Annotated in this window: 16 protein-coding genes and 5 tRNA genes; 19 read left to right on the forward strand and 2 right to left on the reverse strand. The window is 42.1% G+C overall.

What is annotated here, in order from left to right; translation table 11 throughout:
* The first annotated feature begins 8 nt into the window (after positions 1–8).
* Together OA34_RS13430 and OA34_RS13435 are read left to right on the forward strand one after the other, a co-directional pair.
* Positions 9–137 (forward strand): hypothetical protein, encoded by a 129-nt coding sequence (locus tag OA34_RS13430; protein ID WP_280936890.1) that lies wholly within the window; start codon positions 9–11, stop codon positions 135–137.
* An 82-nt stretch (positions 138–219) separates the two neighbouring features.
* Positions 220–2,364, forward strand: coding sequence for a sensor domain-containing protein (locus OA34_RS13435; RefSeq protein WP_286682801.1), 2,145 nt, complete (start codon positions 220–222; stop codon positions 2,362–2,364).
* A gap of 92 nt (positions 2,365–2,456) precedes the next feature.
* On the opposite strand, the gene OA34_RS01805 is transcribed toward OA34_RS13435, so the two are convergent.
* Both OA34_RS01805 and OA34_RS01810 read right to left on the reverse strand, forming a co-directional pair.
* Complete coding sequence (locus tag OA34_RS01805) at positions 2,457–2,678, reverse strand: hypothetical protein (protein WP_039672117.1); 222 nt, start codon at positions 2,676–2,678, stop codon at positions 2,457–2,459.
* A gap of 57 nt (positions 2,679–2,735) precedes the next feature.
* Positions 2,736–3,479: a YaaA family protein gene (locus OA34_RS01810; protein ID WP_039672118.1), complete on the reverse strand. Its 744-nt coding sequence runs from the start codon at positions 3,477–3,479 to the stop codon at positions 2,736–2,738.
* 100 nt (positions 3,480–3,579) lie between these two features.
* Here OA34_RS01810 and OA34_RS01815 point away from each other — a divergent pair.
* From OA34_RS01815 to rpsG, 17 genes are all read left to right on the forward strand, one after another.
* A tRNA-Thr gene (locus OA34_RS01815) sits at positions 3,580–3,655 on the forward strand.
* Positions 3,656–3,704: 49 nt separating this feature from the next.
* Positions 3,705–3,789, forward strand: a tRNA-Tyr gene (locus tag OA34_RS01820).
* A 3-nt stretch (positions 3,790–3,792) separates the two neighbouring features.
* Positions 3,793–3,869: transfer RNA gene (locus OA34_RS01825), tRNA-Gly, on the forward strand.
* A 149-nt stretch (positions 3,870–4,018) separates the two neighbouring features.
* A tRNA-Thr gene (locus OA34_RS01830) sits at positions 4,019–4,093 on the forward strand.
* A gap of 72 nt (positions 4,094–4,165) precedes the next feature.
* Positions 4,166–5,365, forward strand: coding sequence for an elongation factor Tu (tuf, locus tag OA34_RS01835; RefSeq protein WP_039672119.1), 1,200 nt, complete (start codon positions 4,166–4,168; stop codon positions 5,363–5,365).
* A gap of 56 nt (positions 5,366–5,421) precedes the next feature.
* Positions 5,422–5,580 (forward strand): 50S ribosomal protein L33, encoded by a 159-nt coding sequence (rpmG, locus tag OA34_RS01840; RefSeq protein WP_039672120.1) that lies wholly within the window; start codon positions 5,422–5,424, stop codon positions 5,578–5,580.
* Positions 5,581–5,609: 29 nt separating this feature from the next.
* Positions 5,610–5,685 (forward strand) — tRNA-Trp (locus OA34_RS01845).
* Between the two features lie 17 nt (positions 5,686–5,702).
* The gene (gene secE, locus OA34_RS13440; RefSeq protein ID WP_082006872.1) at positions 5,703–5,882 is read left to right on the forward strand and encodes a preprotein translocase subunit SecE; all 180 of its coding nucleotides are present in this window, start codon (positions 5,703–5,705) and stop codon (positions 5,880–5,882) included.
* Between the two features lie 9 nt (positions 5,883–5,891).
* A complete protein-coding gene (gene nusG / locus OA34_RS01850; RefSeq protein WP_039672121.1) occupies positions 5,892–6,422 on the forward strand; it encodes a transcription termination/antitermination protein NusG in 531 nt (176 codons plus the stop codon).
* Positions 6,423–6,438: 16 nt separating this feature from the next.
* Positions 6,439–6,864 (forward strand): 50S ribosomal protein L11, encoded by a 426-nt coding sequence (gene rplK / locus OA34_RS01855; RefSeq protein WP_039672122.1) that lies wholly within the window; start codon positions 6,439–6,441, stop codon positions 6,862–6,864.
* Between the two features lie 59 nt (positions 6,865–6,923).
* Positions 6,924–7,628, forward strand: a complete 705-nt coding sequence (rplA, locus tag OA34_RS01860) for a 50S ribosomal protein L1 (RefSeq protein ID WP_039672123.1) — start codon at positions 6,924–6,926, stop codon at positions 7,626–7,628.
* Positions 7,629–7,740: 112 nt separating this feature from the next.
* The gene (gene rplJ, locus OA34_RS01865; RefSeq protein ID WP_039672124.1) at positions 7,741–8,223 is read left to right on the forward strand and encodes a 50S ribosomal protein L10; all 483 of its coding nucleotides are present in this window, start codon (positions 7,741–7,743) and stop codon (positions 8,221–8,223) included.
* Positions 8,224–8,315: 92 nt separating this feature from the next.
* Positions 8,316–8,690: a 50S ribosomal protein L7/L12 gene (gene rplL, locus OA34_RS01870; protein WP_039672125.1), complete on the forward strand. Its 375-nt coding sequence runs from the start codon at positions 8,316–8,318 to the stop codon at positions 8,688–8,690.
* A 126-nt stretch (positions 8,691–8,816) separates the two neighbouring features.
* Entirely contained in the window at positions 8,817–12,974 is a 4,158-nt protein-coding gene (gene rpoB, locus OA34_RS01875; RefSeq protein WP_039672126.1) for a DNA-directed RNA polymerase subunit beta, read from the forward strand.
* A complete protein-coding gene (gene rpoC, locus OA34_RS01880) occupies positions 12,952–17,478 on the forward strand; it encodes a DNA-directed RNA polymerase subunit beta' (protein WP_039672127.1) in 4,527 nt (1,508 codons plus the stop codon). The genes rpoB and rpoC overlap by 23 nt, the downstream gene beginning before the upstream one ends.
* Positions 17,479–17,564: 86 nt before the next feature.
* Positions 17,565–17,942 carry a 30S ribosomal protein S12 gene (gene rpsL / locus OA34_RS01885; RefSeq protein ID WP_039672128.1) on the forward strand — a complete coding sequence of 126 codons (378 nt, stop codon included), beginning with the start codon at positions 17,565–17,567 and terminating at the stop codon, positions 17,940–17,942.
* 73 nt (positions 17,943–18,015) lie between these two features.
* On the forward strand, positions 18,016–18,486 hold the full coding sequence (gene rpsG, locus OA34_RS01890; RefSeq protein ID WP_039672129.1) for a 30S ribosomal protein S7: 471 nt from the start codon (positions 18,016–18,018) through the stop codon (positions 18,484–18,486).

The raw sequence follows: 18,486 nt of genomic DNA on the forward strand, positions 1-18,486 counted from the left end.
GCGTCGGTATGCAAGAATCTTTTGAACCGTGTTATTTCCGAAACGGCGAAAGGTTTGAAACGAGGTATGCCGATTTGCTACATGTACGTATCGTCACGGCGTTTGATCGTCGGCATTTCAATAAAATTTTAGGATAGGTTTGTAAAATGATGTGACTAAGATGTGACGAAATGATGAAAATCGTCGGTGCATTATTTTCCCAAAGGCTATCATACAACTATGTCCATGCTATCTCAAGACCAACGCCACCTTCTGTTTGATACGATTCTTCAAAAAATCCCCGATTTTCCGTTTATGAAATGTTACGCGTCCAAAGCCTCTCCCAAATGTGCGCTTCCCGTTGTGTTAGATCATCTGGGTGAAGCGATTTTCTTAACCTATCAAGAGAGTCCTCATTTTTTATACGTGAACGAAACGGCGGCAAAAATGTTAGGGTATTCGCGGGATGAGTTGACAAACGGCATGAGCCTTTTCGACATCGATCCGAGTTGGTCACCCGATATAGCCCAAAAGTTTTCTATAAAAATGGAAGCGGAAAAAACGATTCGTTTTACGACGCGCCATAAAACGAAAAAAGGGCATACGATCCCGATAGACATGAGCATCAGCCGTTTTGATTTTGAAGGCAAGTCGTACCAGTTAGCGGTCTGTCGAGAAATTGCCGATCAAAAAAGCTTTGTGGAACAGATGCTCGGTAAAGAGACCTGTTTTAAGTTTAAAGACGTCGTCGATAACTCTCCGAACAATATCGCATGGTACGATTCACAGTGCAGGGTTGTTTATTTGAACTACCAAATCCAAAAATATTTTGACGTTCCGATCGAAACTTTAATCGGAAAAGAGGTAAGCGTAGATACTTTTGGAGAAACGTACGCCGAGTATATCGAAAAGCTACACTCCGTTATTCAAACGGGCAAAGGGATGGAATACGACCAAACGTTTCGATTTAAAGACGAAGAGCATGTCCATCACATACAGATGGTTCCCGAGCTCGATAAATTAGGAAACGTCGTCGGTATCATCGCAATAGGGCGCGATGTAAGCATGCAAAAAAAGGCAGAAAAAAAGGTTGAATTTTTAGCCTATCACGACCACCTAACGGAATTACCCAATCGAGTACGCGCAAAATTGGAAGTGGAGCAAGTCCTTTTGCATAAACCTAAAACGGAACATAGCCACCAAATGGCTGTTTTATTTATCGACGTGGACGACTTTCAAACCGTCAACGACTCTTTTGGGCATGCTATCGGAGATATGCTCTTAAAAAGCGTGGCGCAAAGGCTTCAGGACAATCTTCGGGATAACGATATTTTAGCAAGGCATAGCGGAGACGAGTTTTTAATTATTTTAAACAATATCTATTCTAATGAAGATATTACGTCGGTATGCGAACGCATCGTGGAAAGTTTTCAAACTCCTTTAACCGTTGATACGCATCACCTTACGTCTTCCGTTTCGATCGGCGTTGCGGTTTATCCGATCGAAGGGGAAGACTTTGACGCACTGGTACGAAAAGCCGACATTGCGATGCACAAAGCCAAAGAACTCGGTAAAAATATGTTTTATTTTTTCGATGCTTCCATGAACGAAGAGACGATAGAATATTTTCGAATCTTACACGATATGAAAAACGCGATCACCAATCGAGAGTTTATTTTGCATTACCAACCGCAAATCGACATTCAAAGTCAAACGATTACGGGTGCCGAGGCTCTCCTTCGATGGGTTCACCCGACGCAAGGGCTGATTGCGCCTTCTAAGTTTATACCGATTGCCGAAAATAGCGGTTTAATTATTAAAATCGGCGAATGGGTAATCAACGAGGCATGCAAACAAGCGGTACTTTGGCATCGACAGGGAATTCAAATCGTCGTGGCGGTTAATATTTCGACCGTACAGTTTAAACGAGGAAATTTAGAAGAAATTGTCAAAAAAGCACTTGCAAGCTCGGGACTTTCGCCTGAGTTCTTTGAAATTGAACTCACGGAATCCGCAATGATGTACGATACGGAAAAAATACGAACGACGATCCAAAATCTCAAAGCGATCGGGGTTAAACTTTCCATCGACGATTTTGGAACGGGATATTCGTCTTTGTCGTATCTGAAAAAATTTGCCGTAGATAAACTGAAAATCGACCAATCGTTTATTAAGAATTTATTGCACGATCAAGAAGACGCCGCCATTGTCAAGGCCGTTATCCAAATGGCAAAGAGCCTGAATCTCAAAACGATCGCCGAAGGCGTAGAAGAGGGCGAAACGTTGATAGTGTTAGGCGGACACGGATGCGATGAGGTTCAAGGATTTCATTTCGCCAAACCGATGCCGCAAGAAGAGTTTCGGATATTTGCCGAATCTTTTTAAAGAAGAGAAGGAATTCTCGGATTGTTTGGCATGTCGTCTATCCAAGAATCAAGAGCGGTATAGCTCTTTGATTCTTAGACTATTCGATCGGATTATTTGAGTTTTTCGATAATCGCTTGGTTGAGATCAAGCTTTTCTTTATTTTTCGCGACGCCGTCGGCATTTTTTGCAATATTCTCTTTATTGCGGTTAATCTCTTCGCGGTTCAGCTCGATAAGACGAGTCAGTTCATTGACGCGTTGTTCGTATTTGTTAATAAGATAGTAGATCGTATAAACCAATACGCCGATGACGATCCATTGTAAAATATCCATAGCGTCTCCTTACCTAAATAATAGATTTGCGGCTAATTGTACCTTTTTTATTCTAAATCAATCAATAATCTCGTAAACATATTCGTGTTTGAGTTTTTTACGGTGTATTTCGACGATACGAAGATGTTCAAAAGCAATCGTTTGCAGTGCCGCATCATCGACGGGTTGTTCGTAAGCAATCTGTCGTAAGACCTTACCGCGGTATGCTTTGGCAAAATGGCTTATAACCTTTCCTCCTTTGAGAAACTTCATCTTAATATAAGGTTTTTGCGGCATGTAAAACTTTTCGTAAAATCCGGCGCGTAAATCTAAGAGCGTCTCGTTCGCAATCCAATCATCAATGGCCTGTGAAAAAAAAGAATGATAAAACGTTTCGGGTTTAAAGCCCTCAAGTGATGCACCTTGATGAACTCGGTAGTTGGGAATTTCGTCTTGCGCCAAAATCGGTCCGAAAAGATTGGAAAAAATCATTACGTTTTGATCGAGAAACGTTTGGGACGAAGGATTCAAAGAAGCATAATCTAAATAATCGTAAGCGACGCCGCTATAACGTTCGATTGCTTTACATGTCGGAGCTTCGAATAAAGGTGTTTGCGTCCACTCTTTGCAAAGCGAAATATCTTTGAGTCCGAAAAACGAACGAAGGCTTGCCTCGTTTGCGGTTTTGAGTAACGATTGATAGCGTTCTAAGACTTCCAAACGTCGTTTATAAAGATCGGGAAAGATAAAACTATCGGGATTTAAAGGGGGTGTTTTGCGAAAAAGTGTTTTTGTTTCGCTCGGTGAAAAAAGAATTTTCATGCGATAAATCTCCTCAGATAAAGATACCGATTATTTTAGCGTAGAATAGTATTGACTTTGCTTGTCAATTAAGATATACTTTCACCTCACAATCACGGGTGCTGGTGTAGCTCAGTCGGTAGAGCAACTGCCTTGTAAGCAGTAGGTCGGCGGTTCGACTCCGTTCACCAGCTCCACTTTTTTGTGAAAGACAGTGTTTGACCAGAAGTAAAATGGTATAGATACGGTGAGATACTCAAGTGGCCAACGAGGGCAGACTGTAAATCTGCTGACTATGTCTTCGAAGGTTCGAATCCTTCTCTCACCACCATTTGCGGGAGTAGCTCAGTCGGCTAGAGCATTAGCCTTCCAAGCTGGGGGTCGCGGGTTCGAGTCCCGTCTCCCGCTCCAACGATTTTGTAACATAAACTGGGAGCTGTTGAATTTCTTCTGCATTAATGCACTACAGAACAAGTTCAGTAGGCTTACCTTTCTTACGTTCTATGAAATCAGATTGTTACAGTTTTTAGATATCATGTCGGTTCCCTTTTATGTCGTCGGCTCATATGGCTCAGGGGTAGAGCACTTCCTTGGTAAGGAAGAGGTCGAGGGTTCAAGTCCCTCTATGAGCTCCATTTACTATAAAGTTTTAAAAACTTTGCAAATTGAACATGCATTAAAAACAAAAACTCATTACGGAGGAAAAAATGGCAAAAGAAAAGTTCTCTAGAACCAAGCCACACGTTAACATCGGAACTATCGGTCACGTTGACCATGGTAAAACTACGCTCACGGCAGCAATTTCAGCAGTTCTTGCAACCAAGGGTCTTGCTGATTTTAAAGATTATGATGGTATTGATAACGCTCCTGAAGAGAGAGAGCGCGGTATTACTATCGCAACCTCACACATTGAATACGAAACAGAAAATCGCCACTACGCTCACGTAGACTGCCCAGGCCACGCCGACTATGTTAAAAACATGATCACCGGTGCCGCTCAAATGGACGGCGCTATCCTTGTTGTTTCTGCAGCAGACGGCCCAATGCCGCAAACTAGAGAGCACATCCTTCTTTCTCGCCAAGTCGGTGTTCCATACATTGTTGTATTTATGAACAAAGCCGATATGGTTGACGACGAAGAATTGCTTGAGCTCGTTGAAATGGAAATTAGAGAACTTCTTAGCTCATACGACTTCCCTGGCGACGATACACCAATCGTAGCAGGTTCTGCGCTTAAAGCTCTTGAAGAAGCTAAAGCGGGTAAAGTTGATGCATGGGGTCAAAAAATTCTTGATTTGATGGCTGCCGTTGATGCTTATATCCCAACTCCAGAGCGTGAAATCGATAAAGATTTCTTGATGCCTATCGAAGACGTATTCTCAATTTCAGGTCGTGGTACCGTTGTTACGGGTAAAATCGAAAGAGGCGCCGTAAAAATCGGTGAGACTATCGAAATCGTGGGTATTAAAGATACAAAAACAACAACCGTAACCGGTGTTGAAATGTTCCGTAAAGAGATGGAACGCGGTGAAGCAGGCGATAACTGCGGTATCTTATTACGCGGTATCAAAAAAGAAGAAGTTGAGCGCGGTATGGTTCTTTGTAAACCAAAATCAATCACTCCGCACACTGATTTTGAAGCGGAAGTATACGTACTAAGCAAAGAAGAGGGCGGTAGACATACTCCATTCTTCAACAACTATAGACCACAATTCTATGTACGTACAACTGACGTAACAGGTTCTATCACATTACCTGAAGGTACTGAGATGGTTATGCCTGGCGATAACGTAAAAATCAAAGTTGCTTTGATTGCACCGATCGCTCTTGAAGAAGGTACTCGTTTTGCAATCCGTGAGGGTGGTAGAACCGTCGGTGCCGGTGTTGTTGCAAAAATTATCAAGTAAGTAAGTTTCACATGTAAGGGGAAACCCTTACATGTCAATTCGTTAAGGAAAGTCAAATGACCGTTAAAATCGGATTAAAATGTTCAGAGTGTGGTGATATTAACTACACGACGACAAAAAACAGTAAGACAAATACCGAGAAAGTAGAACTCAGTAAATATTGTCCACGTTTGAAAAAACATACCGTTCACAAAGAAGTGAAGTTAAAAAGTTAAGTCGAATTTTTTGACTTAACTTTATATGTAGGGTAGTAGCTCCAACGGTAGAGCGTCGGTCTCCAAAACCGCAGGTTGGGGGTTCGAGTCCCTCCTACCCTGCCACTAGTCGAGGTAATGCAATGGAAAAATTAAGAGCTTATTATCAATATTCTAAAGCTGAGTTGTCAAAGGTTATTTTCCCGATTAAAGAGCAGATTCGAAATGCCTTTATTTCTGTCTTTGTCGTCGTAACCGTTATATCACTTTTTTTAGCATTGATTGACGCTGTTATGTCTTTTTCTTTGTCCTCTTTAATTTAAGGAGAGAAAATGGCACATCGATGGTATGCAATTCAAACGTATGCAGGAAGTGAGCAAGCAGTTAAAAAAGGAATTATCACTCTTGTTAATGATCATGGTATTGCCGATAAGTTAGAGCAAATTCTTGTTCCGACAGAAGATGTCATTGAAGTTAAGAATGGTAAAAAAAAGATTAGTGAGCGAAGCTTGTATCCGGGTTATGCGTTTGCAAAACTCGATTTAGATACGGCACTTTGGCATTTAATCCAATCGTTGCCGAAAGTCGGACGATTTATCGGAGAGGCTAAAAAACCTACACCGTTAAGCGAAAAAGACATCGCGTTGATTTTGGAAAAAGCCGAGAAAAAAGGTGCGCCTAAGCCGAAAATTTTCTTTGAGACGGGCGAGAGCGTTAGGATCACGGAAGGTCCTTTTGCAAACTTTACCGGCTCAGTCGAAGAATACGATATGGTTCACGGCAAACTCACACTCAATGTTTCAATTTTTGGTCGAAGTACACCCGTTGAGATTCTTTATTCTCAAGTTGAAAAAATAGTTTAAGCGTAAAGGAAAAGAAATGGCAAAAAAAGTCATTGGCGAAATTAAATTACAAATTGAAGCCGCTAAAGCAAATCCATCACCACCGGTTGGTCCGGCTCTTGGTCAAAGAGGCGTAAATATTATGGAATTTTGTAAAGCATTCAATGAAAGAACAAAAGATTTAGCTGGATTTAGAATCCCTGTCGTGATTACGGTTTATGCGGATAAAAGTTTTACGTTTATCACAAAACAACCGCCTGCAACGGATCTCATTAAAAAAGCAGCCGGCATTAAAAGCGGCTCAAGTAACCCGCTTAAAAACAAAGTCGCTACTTTGACAAAAGCACAAGTTCTTGAGATCGTTGAGAAAAAAATTGCCGATCTTAATACTAACGATCGCGAGCAAGCGGCGAAAATTATTGCCGGATCTGCTAGAAGTATCGGTATTAACGTCGTCGATTGAAAACACCCCTCTACCGCTAGGGATATAATAAGCGGAAGCAAAATTATGCGGAGATAAGTATGGCAAAAAGAGTAAATAAACGTTTTCAAGAATTATTGAAAAAAGTAGATAAAGAGAAAAAATATTCCGTCGACGAAGCATTGGCAAACATTAAAAACCTTGCTTCCGCAAAATTCGACGAAACCATCGAAATTGCACTTAAACTAAACGTCGATCCAAGACACGCGGATCAAATGGTTCGCGGTTCGGTTGTTTTACCTGCGGGTACGGGTAAAACTGTTCGCGTTGCGGTTATCGCAAAAGACGAAAAAGCCGATGAAGCAAAAGCGGCAGGTGCGGATATCGTAGGAAGCGACGATTTAATCGAAGAGATTCAAGCAGGTCGTATTAATTTCGATGTTTTGATCGCTACGCCTAATATGATGGGTTTGGTCGGTAAAGTCGGCCGAATTCTAGGACCAAAAGGTATTATGCCGAATCCAAAAACCGGTACCGTTACAATGGATGTTGCCAAAGCCGTTGAAAATAATAAAGGCGGTCAAGTCAATTTCCGTGTGGACAAACAAGGAAATATCCACGCAGGTATCGGCAAAATCAGTTTTAGCGATGCGCAAATTCGTGAAAACTTCGAAGCGTTCGTAAAAGCGATTAACAAACATAAACCGGCTGCCGCAAAAGGTAAGTATATTAAGAGTGCGGCTCTTTCATTAACGATGAGCCCGTCAATGAATCTTGAAAACCAAGAGTTAATCGACCTTCGATAACTCTTCCTTAAATATCGTACGTTAATCTTTGATTGGAGATAGTAGAGGTCGCCAGACTTAATGCGGAGTGCCTCCGCCTCTACTTGAAATCGCCAGTTGGAAAGGAGAAAAATTGACAAGAACAGAGAAAGCGGAATTTATCAGTACGCTAGCTTCAGAGTTTAAAGCTTCCGACGGTTTAATTGTGTGTGACTACAAAGGTCTTAATACGAAATCCCTTGAAGCATTACGAAACAACTCAAGGCCGGAATCCGTAAAAGTAAAAGTTATCAAAAATACTTTGGCATCGATTGCTATGAAAGATGCGGGCTTAGATGGTTTGGAACTCAAAGACTCCAACATTTTTGTTTGGGGCGAAGATCAACTAGCCGTCACTAAAGTTGTTGCAAACTTTGCCAAAACGAATCCGAATTTTGTCGTGAAATTCGGTTATGCAGGCGGCGAAGTTGTTGATGCTGCTAAAGTTGAAGCACTTTCTAAAATGCCGTCTCGCAACGAGCTTATTGGAATGCTTCTATCAACTTGGATGGCACCGATTACAAACTTTACGATCGGTCTTGATGCACTTCGTGCTAAAAAACAAGAGTCAGAATAAAAAGTTTGTAAGGTATAAGCTTTACATGTAAAATGCAAGAGCGAGACTCTTGTAGAATCATTTATAACTATAAAATCATCAGGAGATTTGAAATGGCAATTTCAAAAGAAGACGTATTAGAGTATATTTCAGGTCTTAGCGTACTTGAATTAAGCCAATTGGTTAAAGATTTCGAAGAGAAATTCGGTGTATCTGCCGCTCCGGTTATGGTAGCGGGCGCTGGTGCTGCGGTTGCGGCTGAAGCGGTTGAAGAGAAAACTGAGTTTGACGTTATCCTTAAAGACGGTGGCGAGAAAAAAATCAACGCTATTAAAGTCGTAAGAGAGATTACGGGTCTTGGTCTTAAAGAGGCTAAAGACGCAGTTGAGGGCGCACCTACAACGATTAAAGAAGGCGTATCTAAACAACTTGCAGAAGAAATTAAAAAGAAACTTGAAGAAGCCGGCGCTGTCGCTGAAATCAAGTAATCTGATTTTCGAGAGAAACTTCGGTTTCTCTCATTAACTTTCCTAGGATATTTTTAGTCGTTATACATTCTATCCAGCGATAGATGAACCTACTGCCCTTTTCAAACAACTACACGAGGTAGACTCATGTTAAATAGCTTAAAATCAGGAAATCGCTTACGAGTCGATTTTTCTAAAGTTCCGAAAAAAATTGATGTACCCAACCTATTACAACTTCAGCAAAAGAGTTATGAACAATTTTTAAATGTCGAAAACCTTCAAGATGAAAGCGGTGTAGAGAAGGTTTTTAAATCCATTTTCCCCATCCACGATCCCCAAAATAGACTTACTTTAGAATACGCAGGATCAGAAATCGGCAAACCAAGATACACGGTTAGAGAGTGTATGGAGCGAGGACTGACGTATTCGGTTAGCATCAAAATGAACATTCGCCTTATCCTGTGGGATAAAGATGAAAAAACCGGTGAAAAAACCGGCGTGAAAGATATTAAAGAACAAGCCATTTTTATTCGTGAAATTCCTTTAATGACGGATCGAACGTCGTTTATTATTAACGGCGTCGAGAGAGTCGTCGTCAACCAGCTTCACAGAAGCCCCGGTGTTATCTTTAAAGAAGAAGAGAGTCCGACGGTTGCCAATAAACTCATCTACAACGCTCAAATTATTCCCGATCGCGGATCGTGGTTATACTTTGAATACGATGCCAAAGATACGTTGTTCGTCAGAATCAATAAACGTAGAAAAGTACCGATTACGATCCTTTTTAGGGCATTAGGATACAGCAAACAAGATATTTTAAAACTTTTCTACCCCGTATTGAATATTTTAATTCGTGATAACAAATTTTTGATTGAATTTTCGGCAGATAACTTTTTAGGTCGTGTCGATTTTGACCTGAAAGATGAAAACGGTACGCTTCTTTTAGCGGCCGGTAAACGTTTGGCACGAAAAAAAGCGGAAAAATTGATTGAAGACGGTGTCAAATATATTGAATATCCGGTTGAAATTTTGGTCAATCGTTTCCTCTCTTCCCCGATTATCGATCAAGAAAGCGGCGAGATTTTATACGACACGCTGACGCAGCTCGATGAGGGTAAATTGACCAAAATTATCGAGCAAAAATGTACGACGATTGAGATTGCGAACGATCTTGCCAGCGGTGTAGACGATGCGATTATCAACTCGTTTATCGCCGATAACGAAACGTTGAAACTTTTACGTCAAACCGAAAGTATCGAAGATGAAAACGATCTTGCGGCAATTCGTATTTACAAAGTAATGCGCCCCGGCGAGCCGGTAACGAAAGAAGCTGCGAAGCTCTTCGTAAAAGACTTATTCTTCAATTCCGAGCGTTACGATTTAACCAAAGTCGGTCGTATGAAGATGAATCACAAACTAGGACTTACGGTTCCTGAGTATGTGACGATTATGACCAGCGAAGATATTATTAAAACCGCAAAATATTTAATTAAAGTCAAAAACGGACAAGGTCATATCGACGACCGCGACCACTTGGGTAACAGAAGAATTAGAGCCATCGGTGAGCTTTTGGCAAATGAACTTCATTCAGGCTTGATCAAAATGCAAAAAGCGATTCGCGATAAGTTTACGGCACTTAGCGGAAGCGTCGAAGAGTTAATGCCACATGATTTGATTAACTCTAAAATGATTACGTCTGCGATTGCGGAATTCTTTGCTAGTGGTCAGTTATCGCAGTTTATGGACCAAACGAATCCACTCAGTGAAATTACGCATAAGCGTCGTTTATCGGCACTCGGTGAGGGCGGTTTGGTAAAAGAACGTGCAGGCTTTGAAGTGCGCGACGTTCATCCGACGCATTACGGTCGTATCTGTCCGGTTGAAACCCCAGAGGGGCAAAACATCGGTTTGATCAACACCCTTTCAATGTATGCGAAAGTCAATGATTTGGGTTTTGTGGAAGCACCGTACCGCAAGGTTGAAAACGCACGTATTACGGACGAGATTATTTACATCACGGCGACCCAAGAAGAAGGACTCGTTATTGCACCTGCCAGTACGAAAATCAATGAAAACAACGAAATCGTTGAAGATTTGATCGAGGTTAGGGTCGACGGCGAAACCGTCTTGATCGAGAAAGAAAAGGTTGACTTGATCGACCTTTCTTCAATGATGATCGCCGGTGTTGCGGCTTCATTGATTCCGTTCTTGGAACACGACGACGCGAACCGTGCGTTGATGGGTTCAAACATGCAACGCCAAGCCGTTCCTTTAGTCAAATCGGATGCTCCGATCGTCGGTACGGGTGTTGAAAAAATCGCAGCACGCGACTCATGGGAAGCGATTAAAGCTAAACGTGCCGGTATCGTTGAAAAAGTCGATAATAAAAACGTTTACATTTTAGGCGAAGACGAGGGGGGTGCATTTATCGATCATTACGCACTTCAAAAAAATCTTCGTACCAACCAAAATACGACGTTTACGCAAAAAGTGATCGTGAAAAAAGGCGATTTTATCGAAAAAGGCGGCGTGATAGCGGACGGTCCAAGTATGGATCAAGGTGAGCTTGCTATCGGTAAAAATGCGATGGTTGCTTTTATGCCGTGGAACGGTTATAACTACGAAGATGCGATCGTTATTTCCGAGCGTATGATTCGCGAAGACGCGTTTACAAGCGTTCATATTTATGAAAAAGAGATTGAAGCACGTGAACTTAAAGACGGTGTGGAAGAGATTACCAAAGATATTCCCAACGTCAAAGAAGAAGAGTTAGCACACCTTGACGATAGCGGTATCGTTAAAATCGGTACGTACGTAACTCCGGGTATGATCTTGGTCGGTAAAGTTTCACCCAAAGGCGAAGTAAAGCCCACTCCCGAAGAGCGACTTTTACGTGCCATTTTCGGTGAAAAAGCGGGACATGTCGTAAATAAATCGCTTTATGCAACGCCTTCTTTGGAAGGTATCGTCGTCGACGTGAAAATTTTTACGAAAAAAGGCTACGACAAAGATCCTCGTGCGGTTCAAGCGTATGAAGAAGAAAAAGAAATTTTAGATCGCGAACACCACGATAAGCTTTTAATGCTGGATCGTGAAGAGATGCTTCGTATCAATGCGTTGCTTTTGAAAAACCCGTTGCACGAAGATCAAGAAATCAACAAGCACGCCTATAAAAAAGGCGATATGATTAAAGCCGAAGACCTTCACAACGTCAATCGTTTTTCGATTAACTCGATCGTTAAAGCGTTTTCGGACGAGGTTCAAGATGCTTATAAAGATTTGAAAGCTTATTTCCAAAACGAGAAGAAAAAGCTTAAAGAAGAGCATGACGAGAAACTTAACATTATCGAAAAAGACGACATTCTGCCAAGCGGTGTCGTGAAGCTTGTCAAAGTCTATGTGGCTACCAAACGTAAGCTGAAAGTCGGCGATAAAATGGCGGGACGTCACGGTAACAAAGGTATCGTTTCTAACATTGTACGCGAAGTCGATATGCCGTACCTTAAAAACGGCGAAATCGTCGATATTGTTTTGAACCCTCTTGGTGTTCCAAGCCGTATGAATATCGGACAAATTTTGGAAGTGCATTTAGGTTTAGCAGGTAAGCGACTCGGTACTCAAATTGAAGAGATGTTTAAAGAGAAACAAGAGGGCTGGATTAAAGCACTTCGCGCAAAAATGATCGACATCGCAAATGTCGCTAAGTTGATGAATGCGGCTGGTTTTATTGAAACCTTGAGCGACGAAAAATTGATCGACTATGCTCGCGATTGGAGCAAGGGCGTTAAATTTGCAACGCCTATTTTTGAGGGTGTTAATGTTGAAGAGTTTGCCAAACTTTTTGAAATGGCAAAAATCGATACGGACGGAAAGACAGACCTTTATGACGGTATGACGGGTCAAAAAATGCATGAAAGAGTTAACGTGGGTTACATGTACATGTTAAAACTCCACCACTTGGTTGACGAAAAAGTGCATGCGCGAAGTACAGGACCGTACTCCTTAGTTACACAACAACCGGTGGGCGGTAAAGCGCTCTTCGGCGGTCAAAGATTCGGAGAGATGGAAGTATGGGCACTCGAGGCTTACGGCGCGGCACATACCCTACGAGAGATGTTAACGGTCAAATCAGACGACGTCGAAGGACGTATTTTGGCGTATAAAGCACTTACACGAGGGGAAAATGTCCCTCAAACGGGAATTCCGGAAACATTCTATGTTTTGACGAATGAGTTGAAGTCTTTGGCTTTAGATGTTGAGATTTATGACGAGGTGGAAGAAGATGAAACGATTAGAACCAATTGAGATTCACGAAGAGAGTCGTCCGAGGGATTTTAAAGCATTTCAATTACGACTTGCAAGTCCCGAGAAGATTCGCTCATGGAGTTACGGTGAGGTTAAAAAACCCGAGACGATCAACTATCGTACCTTAAAACCGGAGCGTGACGGCCTTTTTTGTGCCAAAATCTTTGGACCCGTCAGAGATTATGAATGTCTGTGCGGAAAATATAAAAAGATGCGTTATAAAGGTATCAAATGCGAAAAATGCGGCGTTGAAGTTACCAGTACCAAAGTTAGACGTTCACGTATGGGACATATCGAATTAGTAACGCCCGTAGCACATATTTGGTACGTTAACTCGCTTCCAAGCCGTGTGGGAACGCTACTTGGCGTTAAAATGAAAGATTTAGAGCGCGTACTTTATTATGAAGCATACATCGTCGAACAAGCCGGCGATGCGTTTTACGATGCCGAAAATAAAAATAAAGTGGCGGCATACGACGTTTTGAACGAAGAACAATACCAAGCTTTGCAGCAAAAATTCGGTGATAGCGGTTTTGTGGCAAAAATGGGCGGCGAAGTCGTTCGCGATATGTTAGCCAACCTTGATTTAGTCGAGCTTTTAGGACAACTCAAAGAAGAGATCAATCAAACTAGCTCCGAAGCCAAGAAAAAAACCATCGTCAAACGTTTGAAAGTCGTTGAAGCATTCTTAAATAGCGGCAACAGACCTGAATGGATGATGATTACGATGTTACCGGTGCTACCTCCTGATTTAAGACCGCTTGTCGCACTTGACGGCGGAAAATTTGCGGTCAGTGACGTGAACGATTTGTATCGTCGCGTAATTAATCGAAATGCTCGTTTGAAGCGTTTGATGGAATTGGATGCGCCTGAGATTATTATTCGCAACGAAAAACGTATGCTTCAAGAAGCCGTTGATGCGCTTTTTGATAACGGTCGTCGTGCAAATGCCGTCAAAGGTGCGAACAAACGTCCTCTTAAATCACTTTCTGAGATTATCAAAGGTAAACAAGGACGTTTCCGTCAAAACCTACTCGGTAAACGGGTTGACTTTTCAGGTCGTTCGGTTATCGTTGTAGGACCCAACTTAAAAATGGATCAATGTGGTCTTCCAAAACAGATGGCACTTGAGTTGTTTAAGCCGCATTTGTTAGCACGCCTTGAAGAAAAAGGGTATGCGACAACGGTCAAACAAGCCAAAAAAATGATCGATATGAAAACCAATGAAGTGTGGGAATGCCTTGCCGAAGTGGTTAAAGGTCATCCGATTATGCTTAACCGTGCGCCAACGCTTCACAAACTTTCCATTCAGGCGTTTCACCCTGTTTTGATAGACGGTAAAGCAATTCGTTTGCATCCTCTCGTATGTTCTGCGTTTAACGCGGACTTCGACGGCGACCAGATGGCGGTTCACGTTCCATTGTCACAAGAGGCGATTGCTGAGTGTAAGATTTTGATGCTAAGTTCTATGAACATCTTGCTTCCGGCTTCGGGTAAAGCGGTAACGGTTCCAACACAAGATATGGTTTTGGGACTTTATTATCTAACGTTGGAAAAACCGCATGCTATGGGAAGTAACAAAATTTTTGCAAACATTAATGAAGTTCATATTGCCATCGACGCTGGATTTTTGGATATTCACGCCAAAATTAAAACGCGTATTAACGAACGTGTTTTATTTACCACAGCAGGTCGTTTGATTTTAAAATCGATTCTACCGGATTTTGTTCCCGAAGAACTATGGAATCGCGTTTTGAAAAAGAAAAATATCGGCGGATTGGTCGATTATATCTTTAAAGAGGGCGGTATCGGTATTACGGCAAGCTTTTTGGATAACTTGAAAAATCTCGGTTTTAAATACGCGACGCAAGCGGGTATTTCGGTATCCATTGACGATATTCGCGTGCCTGAAGCAAAAATTAAAAAGATTAAAGAGGCGAAAAAACGCGTTCGTGAAATCCAAAAGCAGTTCAGTTCGGGTTTGTTGACCGAGCAAGAACGTTACAATAAAATTATCGATATTTGGACGGATACGAACAACGAAGTGGCGTCGGAGATGATGAAGCTCACCGAGAGCGACAAAGGCGGGTTTAACTCGATTTACATGATGGCAGATTCAGGTGCGCGTGGTTCTGCGGCACAGATTCGTCAGTTGGCCGGTATGAGGGGTTTGATGGCAAAACCGGACGGTTCGATTATCGAAACGCCGATTATTTCAAACTTCCGCGAAGGTCTAAACGTATTAGAGTACTTTATTTCAACGCACGGTGCGCGTAAAGGTCTTGCCGATACCGCGCTTAAAACGGCGAATGCAGGTTACTTGACCCGAAAATTGATCGATGTTGCGCAAAATGTTAAAGTCACGATGGATGATTGCGGTACGCACGAAGGCGTCGAGATTACCGATATTAGCGAAAGCGGCGAGTTGGTCGAATCGCTTTACGAAAGAGCTTTGGGACGTGTTTTAGCCGAAGACGTGATCGATACGATTACCAACGAGGTTCTTTTTACCGAAGGAACGATTATCGATGAGAAAAAAGCGCAAGCCCTAAAAGAGGCCAGCATTAAATCGGTCGTCATTCGTACACCGATTACATGTAAAGCTAAAAAAGGCGTATGTGCGAAATGTTACGGTACAAACTTGGCGGAGGGTACGTTAGTCCGTCCGGGCGAAGCGGTGGGTATTATCTCCGCACAATCCATCGGTGAGCCCGGTACGCAGTTGACGCTAAGAACGTTTCACATCGGTGGTACGGCATCGACTGAATCGCAAGATCGTCAGGTTATCGCACAAAAAGAGGGTTTTATCCGTTATTACAATGTAAAAACCTATACGACGAAAGAGAATAAAAATATCGTTGCTAACCGTAGAAATGCGGCAGTTTTATTGGTTGAACCAAAAATCAAAGCTTTGTTTAAAGGACGCATCGAAATTGATACCGCGCATGAAGAGACGGTTATTTCTATCATCGGTGCTAACGACGCTAACGCTCGATACACGCTTCGTAAAAGCGACTTTGCGAAACCAAACGAGCTTGCCGGCGTGAGCGGAAAAATTGAAGGTAAGTTTTTTATTCCGTATAACAGCGGCGATATTGTTGAAGAAAACGAAAGTATCGTTGAAGTCATTCGCGAAGGATGGAATGTACCGAGTCGTATTCCGTATGCGAGCGAGTTGAAAGTGAAAAACGGCGAGCCGATTATTCAAAAAATTCATGCCGACGCTAAAGGAATCGTAAAATATTATAAGCTTAGAGGCGATTATTTAGAGCGTATTCATGAAATCGTTAAAGGGCATATCGTTAAAGAAAAAGGTATTTTTGCCGTTGTCGCGGATAAAGACGACCGAGAAGCGGTTCGCCACTATATTCCGCGCGATACGATTATCGATATAGCGGACAATAGCGTCGTAGAAGCAAAAACGTTAATCGGGTATCCGTCTACGAGCGAACAAATTACGATTGCCGAATGGGATCCGTATTCAACGCCGATTATTGCCGAAGACGCGGGTACGATTACGTTTGAAGATATTGAACCGGGCATTAGTGCGACCGAACAATTCGACGATATGACGGGTCAAAGCAGACTTGTGATTAACGAATACTTACCGAGCGGTATGAAGCCGACGATTATTATCGTCAATAAAAACGGCGAAGTGATCAAGTATCAATTAGAGCCTAAAACGGCTATTTTCGTTCAAAACGGCACAAGCGTAGGTCTTGCCGACTTAATCGGTAGAACGCCGAAAGCGATCGCCAAATCGAAAGATATTACCGGGGGTCTTCCTCGTATTAGTGAGCTTTTTGAAGCACGCCGTCCGAAAAATGCAACGGTCATTGCGGAAATCGACGGAACGATTCGTTTCGGTAAACCGCTTCGTTCAAAAGAGCGTATTATTATCGAAGCCAAAGACGGAACAAGTGTTGAGTATTTGGTCGATAAAAATACTCAAATCCACGTACAAGCGGGTGAGTTTGTGCATGCGGGTGAACGTTTGACCGACGGCGTTATTTCAAGCCACGATATTTTACGTATTATGGGCGAGAAAGCGCTTCATTACTATTTGATTAGCGAGATTCAACAAGTTTATCGCGGTCAAGGCGTTGCGATTAACGATAAACATATCGAGATTATCGTTTCTCAAATGTTACGACAAGTCCGTATCGTCGATAGCGGCAATACGAAGTTTATTATCGGCGATTTAGTGAGTCGAAGACGTTTTAGAGAAGAAAACGAAGCGGTGATGAAAATGGGCGGAGAACCGGCGATTGCCGAACCGACACTCTTAGGCGTTACGCGTGCTGCCATCGGTAGTGATAGCGTTATTTCGGCGGCATCGTTCCAAGAAACGACGAAAGTTCTTACCGAAGCGAGTATCGCGGGTAAAATGGATCTTTTGGAAGACTTGAAAGAAAACGTTATTTTAGGTCGTATGATTCCGGTCGGTACCGGCTTGTATCAAAACAAAAAATTCAATATCGAATTGAATCCAAGTAGAGGTTAAGTTAAGGTTTTTCCTTAACTTAACCTTTTTTTAAGCTATTTTTAAATAAAATTAGCACCTATTTTTTACAAAACAAAGGAATTAATGTGCCAACCATTAACCAACTCGTCAGAAATGAGAGAAAAAAGGTAATTAAGAAGTCAAAATCTCCGGCAATGGCGAAATGTCCTCAACGAAGAGGCGTTTGCACCAGAGTATATACGACGACTCCTAAAAAACCAAACTCAGCTTTAAGAAAAGTTGCCAAAGTCAAATTGACCAGCGGTTTTGAAGTCATTAGCTACATCGGTGGCGAGGGACACAACCTTCAAGAACACTCCATCGTATTGGTACGCGGCGGTAGGGTAAAAGACTTACCGGGTGTTAAATACCATATCGTACGTGGTGCGCTTGATACCTCAGGTGTTGCAAAAAGAACGGTGTCTAGAAGTAAATACGGTACAAAAAGACCAAAAGCTAAATAAATTTAAACACAGGTGATGTCCTTTGGTTTTGACATCATTTGAGTAAAATTTTTAAAAATTTGAAGGAAATAATATGAGAAGAAGAAAAGCGCCCGTAAGAGAAGTATTACCCGATCCAATCTACAATAATAAAGTCATTACGAAGTTCATCAATGCTTTAATGTACGACGGTAAAAAAAGCGTTGCAACCCAAGTATTTTACGGTGCATTAGAATTAGCCGAAAAACGAAGCGGAAGCCTAAAAGGTATTGAAATTTTTAACGCGGCTATGGATAATGTTAAACCCGTTATGGAAGTAAAAAGCAGACGCGTCGGCGGTGCAACGTACCAAGTTCCGGTAGAAGTAAGACCTGCACGTCAACAAGCATTGGCTCTTAGATGGTTGGTTTCATATGCTCGCAAGAGAAGTGAAAGAACGATGATCGAGAGGTTGGCAAATGAACTTTTAGATGCGGCTAACAGTAGAGGCGCAACCTTTAAGAAAAAAGAAGACACTTATAAAATGGCAGAAGCAAACAAAGCGTTTGCTCACTATCGCTGGTAG

It is taken from the genome of Sulfurospirillum sp. MES, from assembly GCF_000789415.1.
Classification (GTDB): Bacteria; Campylobacterota; Campylobacteria; order Campylobacterales; family Sulfurospirillaceae; genus Sulfurospirillum; species Sulfurospirillum cavolei.